The organism is Enteractinococcus fodinae, from assembly GCF_031458395.1.
GTDB lineage: Bacteria > Actinomycetota > Actinomycetes > Actinomycetales > Micrococcaceae > Yaniella > Yaniella fodinae.
Genome location: NZ_JAVDYJ010000001.1, coordinates 1 through 16,056, shown reverse-complemented (window position 1 = coordinate 16,056; position 16,056 = coordinate 1). Strand labels below are relative to the sequence as shown.

Here is a 16,056-nt window from a genome sequence, read left to right as displayed (position 1 = left end):
GAATGCTTCTCCACACCTGATGAATACCCCTATTAGGGCTACGGCGTGCGGGCTAGGGCACCTTCGCCCAATGTCTCTCCACCACGATCCACAAGTATCCACAGCTTTGTCCACAGGTGGGTTGAACCCTGTTTTCCACGGTGTGGATAACCCTGTGGATTCTTAAGGGATAACCCTATTCTTAATGCGGATAACTCTCTAAAGCGGTGGAATTACAACGATGTAAGCATTTTGGTCCTGCACACCTTACCCACACGCAAAGCGAAGACCATGCACGTTCTTCTCCACAGGAACTTCGGTATAGGGGTGCCAATGCACAGGCTTTTCCACAGTATCCACACCACCTACTAATACCCCTATTCCTTTAAACACCTCTAAATAACAATGGCCCGGAAAATTCCTCAGGTTCGATGGCCGTGGTGCAGTCGCGAATTCGTCTTGGCTTGTCGCGGTGGTCCTCAAAGACCGCTAAGCTATCTAGAGCACCTCTATAATTTTTGGTGTTCACCACTTATGTCATCGGACAATTTCGCATTGCAATCGCTCAAGGGAAGGCAGACTCTTCGTGAAGTTCACAATCGGACGGGATGTTCTAACTGACGCTGTCACTTGGACCGCACGTTCTCTGTCACCCCGCCCACCCGTTCCGGTTCTGCGCGGTCTGCTCATCACCGCCAAAGATGATCTTGTCTCGATCGCAAGCTTTGATTACGAAACCTCTGCTCAACTTGATATCGAAGCGCACATCGATACCGAAGGCCAGATTCTCGTTGAAGGCCGCATGCTCAGTGACATCGTCAAATCGCTGCCAAACGCTCCAGTCACGATCGAGCTCACCGAGTCCCGCGTTGTCGTGACCTGCCAAAACACCAGATTTACTCTGGCGACCATGCCGGTTGATGAATATCCAGCACTTCCCGCTATGCCTGACGTTGCTGGCACGATCGATGGATCAGTATTCTCCGAAGCAATTTCACAAGTCACTGCCGCAGCTTCCAAAGATGACACACTGCCGATTTTGACTGCCGTCAAAATCGAAATCGAAGGTGACACGATCACCTTCTTGGCCACCGACCGCTACCGTCTGGCCATGAAAGAAATCACCTGGACTCCTCGCGATCCATCGATCTCAACTTCCGTTTTGGTGAAATCTCGAACCCTGACTGAAGTTGCCCGTTCGCTCGGTGGCGGCGGTGAAATGGAATTCCGGTTGTCTTCGGACGAGGATTCCGCTGAATTAGTAGGTTTCTCCTCTGGTGGTCGTCGAACCACCAGCTTGCTGGTTGACGGCGAGTACCCAAAGATTCGTTCGCTGTTCCCCGAAGAATCAAATATTTATGCAACCGTAGATACCGCCCAACTTGTCGAAGCCGTCAAGCGTGTGGCTCTGGTTGCAGAACGCAACACCTCACTGCTGATGTCGTTTAGCGGCAATGAAGTTTCCCTGTCAGCAGGCCAAGGCGATGACGCTTCAGCCAACGAATCTGTTCCAGTCCAGCTGGAAGGCGAAGAGATCACCGTCGCGTTCAACCCGTCGTATCTGTCTGACGGGCTCAACGTCATCGGTGGGCCATACACCCGCTTTGCTTTCACCAGCGCACCAAAACCAGCCCTTCTGACGGGTAAAAAAGAACTTGAAGGCCCGCAGAACGAGGACTACCGGTATTTGGTCATGCCGATCCGCATCCCGAACTAGCCGTGTACCTGTCACACCTGTCCCTGACCAATTATCGTTCTTACGAACAGGCCGAGCTTGACCTCAAGCCCGGTCCCAACATCCTGGTTGGTGCAAACGGTGTCGGCAAGACCAACGTAGCCGAGGCAATCAACTACCTGGCGGTCCAGCACTCGCATCGGGTATCCAATGATCACCCTCTGGTGCGCATCGGTCACGAGCAAGCACTGGCCAGAGGGCGCGTCCACCGCGGTGAACAGGCCATCTCCATCGAGTACGAGATCAACCCCGGCAAATCCAACCGGGTGGCGATCAACCGCGGGGCACCTCAACCAGCCCGCCAGGCCTACGGCATTTTCAAAGCCGTCATGTTTGCGCCCGAAGACATTGAACTGGTTAGCGGACAACCAGACATTCGCCGCCGATTCATGGACGACCTGATCGTCCAAATGCGTCCTGCACTCGGCGATGCTCGCCGCGACTTCGACCGCGTCTTACGCCAACGCAACGCACTACTAAAATCCGGTCGCAAACCCGGCGCCTGGACCGAAGAACACGAAACCACGCTGGGCGTGTGGAACGAACACCTCTCCCGAGCCGCAGCACGACTGATCAACGGGCGCCTGCATGCCTTAAGACTGCTGGCGATCCCCACCGCCAATACTTACGCGCAATTATCCAATGGCAATAAACCGGCGGGGTTTAGCTACCAATCCACGGTCCCGTTGGCATCCGGGCAGCACGCCGAAGTGCCCGATGAAGCTCAGCTCTACCAAGCGGTACTGACTGAACTCGAAAGTTCCTACCGTGCCGAACGCGACCGCGGCATCACCCTGGTGGGTCCCCACCGCGACGACATGGTCATCACTCTGGGCCCCGCCCCGGCCAAAGGATTCGCCTCCCACGGTGAGACTTGGTCGCTGGCCCTGGCGCTGCGGTTAGCCTCCTATCGGGTGTTGGTCGAGGACGATCCAGATCCGAATGCCAAACCGGTGCTCATTCTCGACGATGTCTTCGCCGAACTCGATGCTGCACGACGCAGCCGGCTGGCAGAAATGACCCGGGACGCCGAACAGCTGATCATCACGGCCGCGGTGGCCGCAGATATCCCAGCAGAACTCACCGGTACCCACATCCCGGTACAAATGCGCGACGGGATTTCGTCTCCGGGCGAGCACCACACGGATTTGGCAACCTTAAAGGTCCTTGAGGCTAACAACTTCGAAGATGCGGAAGGTTCCGAGTCCCCATCGGAGCGTGGCGACGATGACTGATGAACCCATCGAACCCGAAGAAGACCACATTGATGCCGCCGCCGCAGCCCTACAACGGGTGCGTTTAGCCGCAGCGGAAGCCGGATACCGTCCCGGAATGGCCGGGCAATTTCATCGCCGATCGAAAAAGCCGCGCCCAAAAACAGAAGATTATGTCCGGTCCGTGGGCCCGCAGCCGTTAGGCGATGTGTTCTCGAAATTCATTGCCCAGCGCGGGTGGAAAGAACCGGTAGCCGTCGGGTCGGTACTGGCCGACTGGGCTTCCGTCGTGGGCCCGCAGATCGCAGAGAACGCGAAAGTCGAGACCTTTGAAAACGCTAAACTCGTGCTGCGCGCATCTTCAACGGCCTGGGCCACCCAGTTACGCCTACTCACCCCGCAGTTGATGCATAAATTCGACGAAGTCCTCGGTCCCGGTGTGATCACCAAGCTGGAAATTAAGGGCCCAACCGGCGGAAGTTATGGTCGTCGCCCGCGCCGCAGATAAGTTTTTGGATTGCGGCGCCCCAACGGCCTGTAGAGCGATTTCTGAGACTGAAGATGATCCGGGGGGCATATTCAGGCCTGCGATCACGCTGCAGAGGCAGTTTTGGGCTTTATGGGGCAGGTTTTAGCCCACAGCACCCCTCGATTTTGGGCGAAACGTCACATAATGTCGTAGAATAGGGACGTTACAGACTTTTCTGTAGTTGATCTGCACCGCTGTTAAGGAGCTAAACGGCCCGTGGCTGAAAACCTAACTGACAATACCTTAGCTATGGCTACTCAAGCCCAGTCTGAGCTGCAACGCGTAGAGCATTCCTATGAAGCTGGCGACATCACCGTGCTGGAAGGCCTCGAAGCCGTCCGGAAGCGCCCGGGGATGTACATCGGGTCCACCGCAGAACGCGGGCTCCACCACCTCGTCTGGGAGGTCGTTGACAACTCGGTCGATGAGGCACTCGCCGGGCACGCAGATACCATTCATGTCACCCTGTTGAAGGACGGTGGCGTCCGGGTCGAGGACAATGGCCGCGGGATCCCCGTGGACATGCACCCAACCGAAAATAAACCCACCGTTGAAGTCGTCATGACCGTACTACACGCCGGCGGGAAGTTCGGCGGGGGAGGCTACGCGGTCTCCGGTGGTCTCCACGGTGTCGGTGTCTCGGTCGTCAACGCGCTCTCCTCTCGGGTCGAAGCCGAAATCCACCGCCAGGGTTACATCTGGACCATCTCGTTCAAAAACGGTGGACTGCTCGATGATGCGCTGCAACAGGGTGGCACTACCGATAAGACCGGGACGATCATTACGTTCTACCCGGATGCAGAAATCTTCGACACCATCGAATTCGACTACGAAACGCTGCGCGCACGGTTCCAGCAGATGGCGTTTTTGAATAAGGGCCTGCGCATCACGCTGACCGATGAGCGCGAGCAGGTCGTTGACGCCTCGACGGCCGATGAAATCGCCGGCGAAAGCCACAACGAAACACTGGCCGAGGCCGAAGCCGAACTGCAGTCTGACGACGGCGAAGACACTGAATCGCCAGAGCAGACCATTCGGTTTGTTGACTACATGTACGAAAACGGACTGCTGGACTACGTCACCCACCTGAATAAGGCCAAGCGCGCCGAACTCATTCACGACGACGTCATCGCCTTCGAAAAAGAAGACGTGAATCAGGGCATGTCCATCGAAGTGGCCATGCAGTGGACCACCGCGTACTCTGAATCGGTGCACACCTACGCCAATACAATCAACACCCACGAGGGCGGTACCCACGAAGAAGGCTTCCGTGGTTCGCTAACCTCGTTGGTCAACCGGTATGCGCGCGATAAGCAGATCCTGCGCGAAAAAGATGAAAACCTCACCGGTGACGACATCCGTGAAGGCCTCACCGCGGTCATTTCCGTCAAGATTGCCGAGCCGCAGTTCGAGGGCCAGACCAAAACCAAGCTGGGTAACTCCGAGGTCCGCGGTTACGTGTACTCGGCGATGACCGAACAGCTCGGCGACTGGCTCGAGGCTCACCCCGGACCGGCACGCGATATTATCCGCAAAGCCCAGCAGGCCGCTCACGCCCGCATGGCCGCCCGCAAGGCCCGCGAGAACGCTCGCCGCAAATCGCCGCTGGAATCCTTCGGCATGCCCGGCAAACTGTCCGACTGCTCCTCGAAGGACCCATCCGAGTCCGAAATTTACATCGTTGAGGGTGACTCGGCCGGTGGTTCGGCCAAGCAGGGCCGTGACCCACGCACCCAGGCGATCCTGCCGCTGCGCGGGAAGATCCTCAACGTCGAGCGCGCACGCCTGGACCGCGCGTTGGGCAACGCTGAAGTCCAAGCCATGATCACCGCGTTTGGTACCGGTATCGGTGAAGAATTCGACATCGAAAAAGTCCGCTACCACAAGATCGTGCTGATGGCCGACGCCGACGTCGACGGCCAGCACATCACCACGCTGCTGCTGACCCTGCTGTTCCGCTACATGCGCCCGCTGATTGAGCACGGCTACGTCTACCTGGCACAGCCACCGCTGTACAAGATCAAGTGGTCCAACCACCAAGACGAACACGTCTTCACCGATGAACAGCGGGACGAAGCACTGGCCCGCGGTCAAGAAAAAGGCTGGCGCCTGCCCAAAGAAAACGCCATCCAGCGCTACAAGGGTCTCGGCGAAATGGACTACCAGGAACTGTGGGAAACCACCATGGACCCAGATCGTCGCACCCTGCTGCAGGTCACCATGGACGACGCTGCAGCAGCCGACCAAGTCTTTTCGATGCTGATGGGCGAAGACGTCGAGTCCCGCCGGAACTTCATTCAGGAAAACGCCAAAGACGTGCGCTTCCTCGACATCTAAACCCGAGCGGTTGAGCCTGAAACTTTTTTGACGAACTACCTGGAGAGATGACTAGCCCGTGAGTGACGAGCAAACACCAACTACCGACCAGCCAGAACGGTCCGGATCCGGCGTAGATCAGATTGATCTCCAGACCGAAATGAAACGGTCTTACCTCGATTACGCCATGGCCGTGATCGTGGGACGCGCCCTGCCTGACGTCCGAGACGGGCTGAAACCCGTCCACCGTCGCGTCATCTACGCGATGTTCGACGGCGGCTACCGCCCGGAGCGTTCCTTCAATAAATCCGCCCGCGTGGTCGGCGAAGTCATGGGTAACTACCACCCACACGGTGACTCGGCCATCTACGACACTCTGGTGCGCCTGGTCCAAGACTGGGTCATGCGCTACCCGCTGGCCCTAGGCCAAGGCAACTTCGGTTCCCCCGGTAACGACGGGGCTGCCGCCCAGCGTTACACCGAAACCAAGATGGCACCGCTGGCCATGGAAATGGTCCGCGACATCGACGAAGACACCGTCGACTTCCAGGACAACTACGACGGCAAACAGCAAGAACCCACTGTCCTGCCGGCCCGCTACCCGAACCTGCTGGTCAACGGTTCCACCGGTATCGCGGTCGGGATGGCCACCCAGATCCCACCGCACAACCTGCGCGAAGTCGCCGAAGGTGTCCAGTGGTACCTGGATAACCCAGAGGCCAGCCGCGAAGAGCTGCTCGAAGCCCTGCTGAAACGCATCAAGGGCCCAGACTTCCCATCGGGCGCCCAAATCCTCGGCCACGCCGGTATCGAACAGGCCTACCGCACCGGCCGCGGGTCGATCACCATGCGCGCCGTGGTCAATGTTGAAGAGATCCAGAATCGCACCTGCTTGGTCATCACCGAGCTGCCCTACATGGCCAACCCGGACAACCTCGCCCGCCGCATCGCCGAGCTGATCAACGAGGGCAAACTGTCCGGCATCGCCGATGTCCGCGACGAAACCTCCGGTCGTACCGGTCAGCGCCTGATCATTATTCTCAAGCGCGACGCCGTGCCAAAGGTTGTGCTGAACAACCTGTATAAGCACACGGCACTGCAAGAAAACTTCTCGGCCAACATGCTGGCCCTGGTCGACGGTGTGCCACGCACCCTGTCGTTGGACGGATTCGTCCACTACTGGGTCAAACACCAGGTCGAAGTCATCGTTCGCCGTACGGCCTTCCGGAAACGCAAGGCCGAAGAACGCGCCCACATCCTGCAGGGCCTGCTCAAAGCCCTGGATATGCTCGACGAGGTCATCTCGACCATTCGCGCCTCGGCATCCGCCGATGTGGCCCGCGAAGAGCTCAAGAACCTGCTGAGCATCGACGACGAACAAGCTCGCGCGATCCTGCTGATGCAGCTGCGCCAGCTGGCCGCCCTGGAACGCCAAAACATCCAGGACGAATACGACGAGCTGCAAGCCAAGATCGCCGAATACACCGAGATCCTCGAATCACCGCTGCGTCAGCGCGAAGTCATCTCGGAAGAACTCGCCGGCATTGTCGAACGCCACGGCGATGAACGCCGCACCGAGATCCTCTACGGCTACGACGGCGACATGTCGATCGAAGACCTCATCCCAGAAGAAGAAGTCGTCGTCACCATCACCCGGTCCGGGTACGTCAAGCGCACCAAGGTCGATAACTACCGCGCGCAGAACCGCGGCGGGAAAGGTGTCCGTGGTGCCGCCCTACGCGACGAAGACGTGGTCGAACACTTCTTCACCACCTCAACGCACAACTGGCTGTTATTCTTCACGAACTTTGGCCGGGTCTACCGGATCAAAGGCTACGAATTGCAAGAAGCCGGCCGTGACGCCCGTGGTCAACACGTCGCCAACGTCCTGGCGTTCCAGCCCGATGAGCACATCGCCCAGGTCATGACACTAGAGACCTATGAGGACGCCCCGTACCTGGTGCTGGCCACCAAGTCGGGCATGGTCAAAAAGACCCGCCTGGAAGACTACGACAGCCCGCGCCAAGCCGGCCTGATCGCGATCAACCTCAACGAGGGCGACGAGGTCGTAGCAGCCAAGCTGATCGACAACACCGATGACCTTATTCTCGTCTCCCGCAAGGGCCAGTCGCTGCGCTTCACCGCAACCGATGAAGCCCTACGCCCCATGGGCCGTGCGACCGCCGGGGTCAAGGGCATGAAATTCCGCGAAGAGGATGAACTGCTCACCATGGGAGTCATCACCGAAGACTCCTACGTCTTCACGATCACCGACGGCGGTTTCGCTAAGCGCACTTCCGTCGATGAGTACCGCACCCAAAACCGCGGTGGCTACGGCATTAAGGTCGCCAACCTGCCAGAAGCACGCGGCGAACTCGTCGGCGGTGAGGTCGTGCAGGACGATTCCGAGGTGTTAGTCATCATGGAATCCGGTAACGTCGTACGTTCAGCAGTAGAACAAGTCCCAATCCGCGGACGTGACACCATGGGCGTCATCTTTGCCTCCCCGGGTAAAAACGACCGCATCGTGGGTGCTACGCTCAACTACAAAATTGACGAACTCGAAGACGACGCCGAAGAAGGCGACGAGCCCGAGGACGAAACCCCAACAGATGAATCCACCGTCCCAGATCAGGTATCCTCGGATACTGACCGAAATGACGAAGGAGCATAGTGAGTAAGACTCAAGCCGCCAAACCCACCAAGGGTGGAAGCAAGCCGGCTGGCAAAAGCAAAGCGAAAGCTGGCACTGGTAAAGGCCTCGTTCGTCCAGCGCCGAAAGCCAAAGCACGCCGCGCGAAGCTCGTCATGGCCAAGATCGACGCCTGGTCGGTCTTTAAGATCTCCTTCCTGCTGTCCGTAGGCCTCGGGATCGTCACCGTGGTCGCAGGGATCTTCCTGTGGACCACCATGGACCTCACCGGGATCTTCGACGACATCAACGCCCTGCTCGGCACCGTGCTGGGTACCGAAGGCGGCGGAACGCAGATCCAAGAGCTCATTACGCTCGGTCAGGTTGCCTCGATGACCACTATCATCGCCGTGCTCAACGTTGTATTAATCACCATCGCAGCCACCCTTGCAGCGCTGTTATACAACGTTTGTGCTTCACTTGTTGGCGGTATCGGTCTTACCCTCACAGACGACTAAGAAAACATCGCATTCCGATTTTGCTTTTTTGAAATTCGGGTGTAAGGTTGTATTTCGGTTCGGGTCACTGACCAGTTCCGAAATGAGGGCGTATAGCTCAGGCGGTTAGAGCGCATCGCTGATAACGATGAGGTCCCAAGTTCAAGTCTTGGTACGCCCACTACACTTATAGGGAGTGGACATGAAAAAAGTTCTTCTAGGACTTGCCATGATCGCTGCTGCAGGTGTAACTTATAAGATTGTTGCTGATCGCAAAGAAGCTCAAGACATTTGGGCAGCAGCAACAGATATAATCGAATAAGTCCTCGGGGGCATGGCGCAATTGGTAGCGCACCTGCTTTGCAAGCAGGGGGTTAGGGGTTCGAGTCCCCTTGCCTCCACAAATAAATAAAGGGAAGTAATGCAACTTCTTCCCAAAATATTGAAAATATTCCCACAGGTAATACCTGTGGGAATATTTTTATGCCTACGATATCCGAGTGCCGAAAACAGTGCTTCTTCGGCCTGGATAGCAGCCTCGAGGACGTCGCGAGTTTTTCCAGAACAGTCCGTAGCAGATTTCGTTTTCATGCCGCAAAACTCCCTAGCATGCGGCATTATCTGGGGTGTAGCCCTTGTGGGACATCGAGCGGGTGATCTCGGCAGCTTGGGGGCGGCAGAGCAGCCATGCAACCGATAGTTCCCGCCGCGGCTGCTGTTAACCTGAATTCGGGTTAATTTCGATCGCTGCATCTAACATACATCTGTACAGTTATAGGCTTGGTATGCTGGCGAAGTGATAACCGAATCGATGGGGCGCATTGTAGTTTGCTGTGACAACAATGTGGCTGAGAACTCGGTTCGGACTTCAAAACTGAGTTCTACTACTATCGGCGGTTTGCTACTCACCGTGAAGCTGAAGCCGCCGACTTGGGCTACGTCGAGTCCTGGTACAACTGACGAGTCTACAACGAGCACATCAACGGGTACTCACCCGTGCAGGTCTCGAATATTTACCAAATCAGTGATCAAGAACTCGTGGCTGCACAACAAGATGTATTTAAGGAGATTACCTTAAACTTGACGATCCTGTAGGGTGGTATCGTCAATCCTAGTTGGAGGGTTTTATGAGTGCATTGTCGGATTTGACGGACCCGTCCGCTGTTTTGCGCACGATTGAAGAGTTCAAGGACCTGGGCCGTGAGACGTTTTTGCAGAAGCATGGGCAGCATGCTTCTGCTCGATATTTTGTGAGCGTTGACGGGCTGCATATTGATTCCAAGCCGTTGTTATCGGTTGCCTATGGGTATCAGTATCCGGATCGAGGAGCGTTGCATGTCCGCGAGTTCGCTGGTGGGGCCGAAACTCGTGCGGCACTTTCTCGCTTTGGGTACGAGTTGGTTGATTTGCATGAGGCTAGCCCCGATGTTGTCTACGGGGAGATTGATGATTGTCCTCCTGGGACGATCTTCAAGAATCGGAGTGAGGCTTTTGATGCGGGAGTTCACCGAACGCTCCAAGCGGGGATTGCTGGTCAGGCCGGTGGGACTCAGTCAATTTGTCTTTCAGGGGGGTATTCGGATGATGAGATCGATGGGGATCTGATTACTTATACCGGGTTTGGTGGGCGCAATGCGTCCACTGGGAAACATGACGCCGATCAGCAGCTACGTTCGGGAAACTTGGGCCTGGTAAAAAACCATGAGCTGGGCCAACCTGTTCGAGTGTTGGTGAAGATATCGGTGCTTTCGGGCAATTCTTCAGACACGGAGTATCTGTATCTTGGTCTGTTCTCAGTGATTGGCTGGGCTTGGGGGACAAGGGACGGCTACAAGGTCTTGGTCTACCAGTTGAGGGCGGTTAGGGACCAAAGCCTGATTCCTGAAGAGGTCGCTCTGAGCCTCGCTCGAGGTGAGGAGTTGCCGGTGCCGAGGAAAGTGGCAACTGTAAATCGATTTGTCCGCAATCCTGCCGTTGCTGAATCGGTGAAGAAACTCTATGCGGATACATGCCAGATTTGCGGCTTTCAACTGCGAACTGCTGCTGGTACATACTCAGAAGCAGCGCACATACGGCCTCTGGGGATACCTCACAAGGGACCGGATTCTTTGAGTAATCTCTTGTGCCTTTGCCCTAACTGCCATACTCAGTTTGATGGCCATGCGTTGACTGTGACACCTGATGGCACGGTGCTGAAATTTGACGATCCTGTAGGCAAGCTGACTGTTGATGATCGGCACCAGTTGGACTTTGCCCAGCTGGCGTATCAGCGAGAAATTTCCACAGGTAAAACTGTAGGCGCCTAGATACGAAGGCCAGTGCTTTCACAGTTTGTCTGTTTAGCCTTTCGAATCGTCCTGGGTTCTGCTTCGCTTATTATACGGGGCTCAGAACTTGAGCCTACTACCGCGGCTCCCGGGAGATAGACCAGTCACACATGGACTTAGAGAATCCATTTGCTCGTGGATGTTGGATGTACATACCTGACCAGTAAGGTAAGCTCAGCTGAGCTTACCGCTTGATCTGTCGACGGCACGCTACAGCATAAGTAAGATGACGTGCATGGAAAAGCCTAGACCAGACGAGAGTGTCATTCAATCTCTGACAGATTTTGTGGCCGAACGGGAGTGGGCGCAGTTCCATTCCGAGGGGAACCTAGCAAAATCGATAGCAATAGAAGCTGGTGAGCTCCTCGAATGTTATCAATGGGACGATGGTGAAGCGTCCGATGAAGTGGAATCGGAATTGGCTGATGTGCTTACATACGGCTATCTGCTAGCGATGAAGATCGGAAAATCACCTGCTGAGTTAATCCTTAACAAACTCGAGATTACTCGCCGCAAGTATCCAGCTGAGAAAGCTAGAGGGACGAGCCGCAAGTATGACCAGCTTTAGGATCGTTGAGCATCACGGCTACCAAGATTTATTTGCTAGTCTCCGCTCAGGTTTCGAAATAGGACCTATCGACATAGCTAACCCCACCCGTCGTGAGATCGATGAGAAGCTGCAGAATTGGCCTGTCGTTTATACGCTGAGCAGTACCAGCGAGATCTACATTGGCGAGTCACGGAATGCCGTGACACGAATGCGCCAACACCATCTGAACAACGAAAAGAAGAATCTCGACCGACTTCACATCATCGTCGACAGGACCTTCAATAAGTCTGCGGCGCTGGATTTAGAAGCGTACCTAATTCGTCTTTTTTCGGGTGAGGGTCAATTCAGCGTCCTGAACCGTAATGACGGGATCGTCGATTCTGATTATTTTAATCGAGAAAAATACCAAGAGACCTTCGACGAGATCTTCGAAGAGTTGAGGTCCAGGGGATTCTTCTCAAGAAGCATTGAAGAGATCCAAAACCTCGATCTTTACAAGTTTTCGCCGTTCAAAGCGCCTTCTATGGAACAAGCGACTACTGGCGCTGAAATCGTCGAGCGTTTTCTTCGAGATAAAAGACTGGGTGTTCAAGGTGAGGAAGTAGTCCAAGGCGGGGCCGGGACAGGAAAAACTGTTTTGGCAGTCTACCTCTTGAAGCTACTCAGAGATATTGAGCGAAGCGATGTTAGTGAGGAACGGGAGGCAGATACTATGTTCTCGGAATTCTTCACAGCCGAAAACCAGGAGTTGTTAACAGGCTTCACGGCTGGTCTGGTAATACCCCAACAATCGCTACGCAATTCAGTCAAGAAGGTCTTCCAGAACACGCCTGATATGGGAGATATCGAAGTATTATCCCCCTTTGACGTTGGTGAAAAGGAAGGTACTTTCGACATCCTGGTCGTTGATGAAACGCACCGTTTGAATCACAGAGCAAATCAGCCGTCGGGAATGCAGAATAAGCGATTTAGAGAAATCAATGAAGGACTCTTTGGTGAAGACCGCGATGACCTAACCCAGTTAGATTGGATAAGAGAAAAATCTCATCAACGTATTCTGATGATCGATCATAATCAAACAGTTCGTCCCGCTGACATCCGCAAACAAATCGTTGACGAACTCGTGACTCAGGCTCAGAATAATAACCGTTATTTCACCTTGAAAAGCCAAATGCGTGTGAAGGCTGGGTCAGACTATCCAGGCTTCATCCGTGCCTTGCTCGAAGGCAGGGTTACAGAAGAAGCCCCTGACTTTGGTAATGAGTATGAGTTCGGCATTTTCAGCGATCTTGGCAATATGCGAGACGCAATTATTGAGCGAGACCGAAAATTTGAATTGTCTCGACTCGTAGCAGGCTACGCGTGGATGTGGAAGAGCAAACGCGATAGAGACGCTTTTGATATTGAAGAAGGCGGTCTTAAGCTCCGCTGGAACTCGACAGATAAAGACTGGATAAACTCGAAGAATTCATTGAATGAAGTGGGCTCTATCCATACAGTCCAAGGGTATGACCTCAATTATGCAGGTGTCATCATCGGACGAGATCTACGAATGGATCCACATTCTGGGGAAATCTACTTCGATCGCACCAACTACTTCGATAAGAAGGGCTTCGAAAACAACCCAAGATTAGGTATCACATATTCCGATCAAGATATTCTGGAGTACGTTCGAAATATCTACTCTGTGTTGTTGAGCCGAGGCATCAGAGGTACCTTTATCTATGTTTGCGATGAACCACTGCGCGAGTATTTCATGAAGTACCTTCTGCATCTCGACTAGAGATATGGGATATCTCGACCATCATGGGGGCGTTCGGGAGCTCTGGTGCCGGGTAGGTCTCTCAAGAACGTCGCAGTGGTCTGTTTGCCTTCCACCTTCTGTCCGCGCAATGACAGCCCAAACTTCTAGACGCGCTCGTAGATTTGGATCGTCACGTTGCGGTGATGAGCCAGCGCTGCGTGACCGAACAGCTTAGTCCTTGAGGGTGTAGCGCATTAGTGTGGTTGTCCTTGGTTGATGGTGAAGTTGTGCAGGTAGGATTCGTAGAGTTGGACTGGGCGTAGGTGTTCGGGGAGTTCGCGGCAGATCATCTGGAAGGCCGTGTCGTCGTCGGTGATGATATAGACCGTCAGGCATCCTGGGTGGTGTCGTATGGCGGTGAGGAAGGCCTCGGTCTGGTCGAAGTTTGCTAGCACTGCGTAGGCTTGGGCGATGTCCCAGCCCTGGTCACCCAGGGTGGTGATGATGCGGCCGTGGGCGCCGGCCCGGAGCCAGAGCATCGGGGCGATGCGTTCAAAGGCGCGGTGGTGGCGGACGGCCAGTGGGGTTTCGTAGGTCAGGGTGAAATAGGCGGCGTTTTCCTTGAAACCGTCGGCCATGGGGAATTCATCGGTGAACCGATAGTCGCCTTTAATGGGTTCACCGTCGGGGGTATGTCCGGTGATGGCAGCAGTAATACGAGGTTTGGTGATGTAATCACAGATGCCCAAAGCTTCCCAGTCGGGATCGCCGGGGCGTAGCCCGGCCTTACGGAGAGTACGCTGCTCTTCTGCTGAGACCTCGTTATTGGTCACCGAGATCGACTGTCGCCGCCCACCGTCTTGTTTGTTTAACCGCATCACGGCATGCGCGGTCGTGCCCGAACCAGCGAAGAAATCCAGAATCTTGGCTTTGGATTTGTCTTTGACAAAAAACCGCAGCGCATCCTCCACCGCATACAACGACTTCGGAAACGGAAAACGGCGACCTGGGAGTAAAGTCTTGATAAGATTGGTGCCGGCTTGTTCAGCATTGTGAGACTCGATTCTCCATTGCGTGCCGGGGATAAACGAAGGTTTGTAATTGGAGCCGTCCACGATTATGGAGTTATCTGCTCTTCTGCCAATAATCTCAAACTGACCAGACTCGACTTTTTGCCAGGCGCCGCGGTTGAGATAGCTCAAGGATGTTTCAGCACCACGCCATTTCCCTATTCGAGCGTAGCCGGCTTCTATCAATTGGCGTAGGAGCGTAGGACCAACCTGCCATCGGCCTTCACTACCGTCAGATCTGATAGGCCAAATTGCAACAGTGGAAGTGGGCGGTTCGACTTCATTGATATCAGTTCCAGTGTAGGTAGAGCCCACCGAATGAAAAACAGGTCCCTCATTGGTGTTCTTTATAAAGATAGGGTAAAAGTTGCCGGGGCTATTTCGACGCAAAGCTCCGCTACCAGACCGCAATAGCTCGGCCCAGCGAAGAGTATTGGCCCGTGGATCTTGGATAATTTTCCATTCCTCACCGAGTTGCAGTGGTACGGGGGCCATGTCTCCGAACATAACCACGAAAATATATTCGTCCACACGACCGAAAGCAGAACTACGTGATGCCCCCTTAGGATTGATTACGGTGGAAATCATTTGAATTCGTGCTTCGGGAAAGGTTTGTTCGAGCAGCAGGCCCAAGCGGAGGTATTCTTTTTCGTCGATGGTGACGATCAGGACGGAGTCGTCGGGGTTGAGTAGGTCCCGGGCAATGTGCAGGCGGCGTTCCATGAAGGCTAACCATTTGGAGTGGCGGTAGTCGTCGTCGCCTTCAACGTAGTTATTGTTGTATTTCCAGTCTTTGGCCCCGGTGTTATATGGCGGATCAATGTAGATGGCATCAATCGAGTGCCGGTGCGTGTAGGTCAATAATTGTAGGGCGTGGTAGTTTTCGGCGTTGATGACCGTGTGGAAGGGTTTATCCCCGCCTCGTTCGATGCGCCCGGTTTCCACCAGGCCCGGGTAGATCCGGTCGCTAAACTCGGCCGCCACGACTAGATCTTTAACAGGGTGTGTGAGGGTATCTGGGGTGGCGGCGTCCAGTTCGGTTAGGTGGGCGAGCCGCTGGGTGTCTGCCCGGTCGATGTGGGCGACTCGCCATAGACGTTGGTCTTTAATGCTGGTTTTCCCGCGGGGTGGTAGCAGGCGGACTTTATCGCCGCGGCGGATGGTCCGTCCCGGAAGTTCTACGGCTTCGGGCTGGTGGGGTTCAAAGACTAATCCGAAGGTGCGCCGGTTGGTGAGTTGACTAATCTCAGCTTCGAGATCCTTGGCCAGTTGTGTATCGGCTTGGCGCACTTGTCGCAGGAGATCAGTCAGTCTAGACACAGTTCGTTACCCCTTAAGTGTGTGAGTGTGAAACGCCGTCATTCCCGTTCTTACAGCATGATGGCGCACTTTCCATGATATCCACCCACACACTCTGCCGAGAAATACTGCATCACCACGCAACACACAAAGCAGACGCAGCA

General features: G+C 55.0%; 11 protein-coding genes and 2 tRNA genes. 12 read left to right on the top strand and 1 reads right to left on the bottom strand.

Annotation, left to right across the window (positions count from 1 at the left end):
- Positions 1-565 precede the first annotated feature (565 nt).
- The 12 genes from dnaN to J2S62_RS00010 all read left to right on the top strand — a co-directional run bounded on the left by dnaN (position 566) and on the right by J2S62_RS00010 (position 13,562).
- On the top strand, positions 566-1,696 hold the full coding sequence (gene dnaN / locus J2S62_RS00065; protein WP_310169857.1) for a DNA polymerase III subunit beta: 1,131 nt from the start codon (positions 566-568) through the stop codon (positions 1,694-1,696).
- 2 nt (positions 1,697-1,698) lie between these two features.
- Positions 1,699-2,949 (top strand): DNA replication/repair protein RecF, encoded by a 1,251-nt coding sequence (gene recF / locus J2S62_RS00060; protein ID WP_310169855.1) that lies wholly within the window; start codon positions 1,699-1,701, stop codon positions 2,947-2,949.
- Positions 2,942-3,436 carry a DUF721 domain-containing protein gene (locus J2S62_RS00055; RefSeq protein ID WP_310169854.1) on the top strand — a complete coding sequence of 165 codons (495 nt, stop codon included), beginning with the start codon at positions 2,942-2,944 and terminating at the stop codon, positions 3,434-3,436. The genes recF and J2S62_RS00055 overlap by 8 nt, the downstream gene beginning before the upstream one ends.
- A 270-nt stretch (positions 3,437-3,706) precedes the next feature.
- Positions 3,707-5,794: a DNA topoisomerase (ATP-hydrolyzing) subunit B gene (gyrB, locus tag J2S62_RS00050; RefSeq protein WP_310175658.1), complete on the top strand. Its 2,088-nt coding sequence runs from the start codon at positions 3,707-3,709 to the stop codon at positions 5,792-5,794.
- Positions 5,795-5,852: 58 nt separating this feature from the next.
- Positions 5,853-8,447, top strand: a complete 2,595-nt coding sequence (gyrA, locus tag J2S62_RS00045; protein ID WP_310169852.1) for a DNA gyrase subunit A — start codon at positions 5,853-5,855, stop codon at positions 8,445-8,447.
- A complete protein-coding gene (locus J2S62_RS00040) occupies positions 8,447-8,923 on the top strand; it encodes a DUF3566 domain-containing protein (protein ID WP_310169850.1) in 477 nt (158 codons plus the stop codon). Before gyrA ends, J2S62_RS00040 begins: the two co-directional genes overlap by 1 nt.
- Positions 8,924-9,009: 86 nt before the next feature.
- A tRNA-Ile gene (locus J2S62_RS00035) sits at positions 9,010-9,083 on the top strand.
- A gap of 21 nt (positions 9,084-9,104) precedes the next feature.
- Entirely contained in the window at positions 9,105-9,224 is a 120-nt protein-coding gene (locus tag J2S62_RS00030) for a DLW-39 family protein (protein WP_211343964.1), read from the top strand.
- A gap of 6 nt (positions 9,225-9,230) precedes the next feature.
- Positions 9,231-9,303: transfer RNA gene (locus tag J2S62_RS00025), tRNA-Ala, on the top strand.
- A gap of 726 nt (positions 9,304-10,029) precedes the next feature.
- Positions 10,030-11,208 (top strand): YDG/SRA domain-containing protein, encoded by a 1,179-nt coding sequence (locus J2S62_RS00020; protein WP_310169844.1) that lies wholly within the window; start codon positions 10,030-10,032, stop codon positions 11,206-11,208.
- A gap of 256 nt (positions 11,209-11,464) precedes the next feature.
- Positions 11,465-11,797, top strand: coding sequence for a nucleotide pyrophosphohydrolase (locus tag J2S62_RS00015; RefSeq protein ID WP_310169841.1), 333 nt, complete (start codon positions 11,465-11,467; stop codon positions 11,795-11,797).
- Positions 11,784-13,562 (top strand): DNA/RNA helicase domain-containing protein, encoded by a 1,779-nt coding sequence (locus J2S62_RS00010; RefSeq protein ID WP_310169838.1) that lies wholly within the window; start codon positions 11,784-11,786, stop codon positions 13,560-13,562. Before J2S62_RS00015 ends, J2S62_RS00010 begins: the two co-directional genes overlap by 14 nt.
- A gap of 215 nt (positions 13,563-13,777) precedes the next feature.
- Here J2S62_RS00010 and J2S62_RS00005 read toward each other — a convergent pair whose 3' ends face one another.
- Positions 13,778-15,913 (bottom strand): site-specific DNA-methyltransferase, encoded by a 2,136-nt coding sequence (locus J2S62_RS00005; RefSeq protein ID WP_310169836.1) that lies wholly within the window; start codon positions 15,911-15,913, stop codon positions 13,778-13,780.
- Positions 15,914-16,056: the final 143 nt, after the last annotated feature.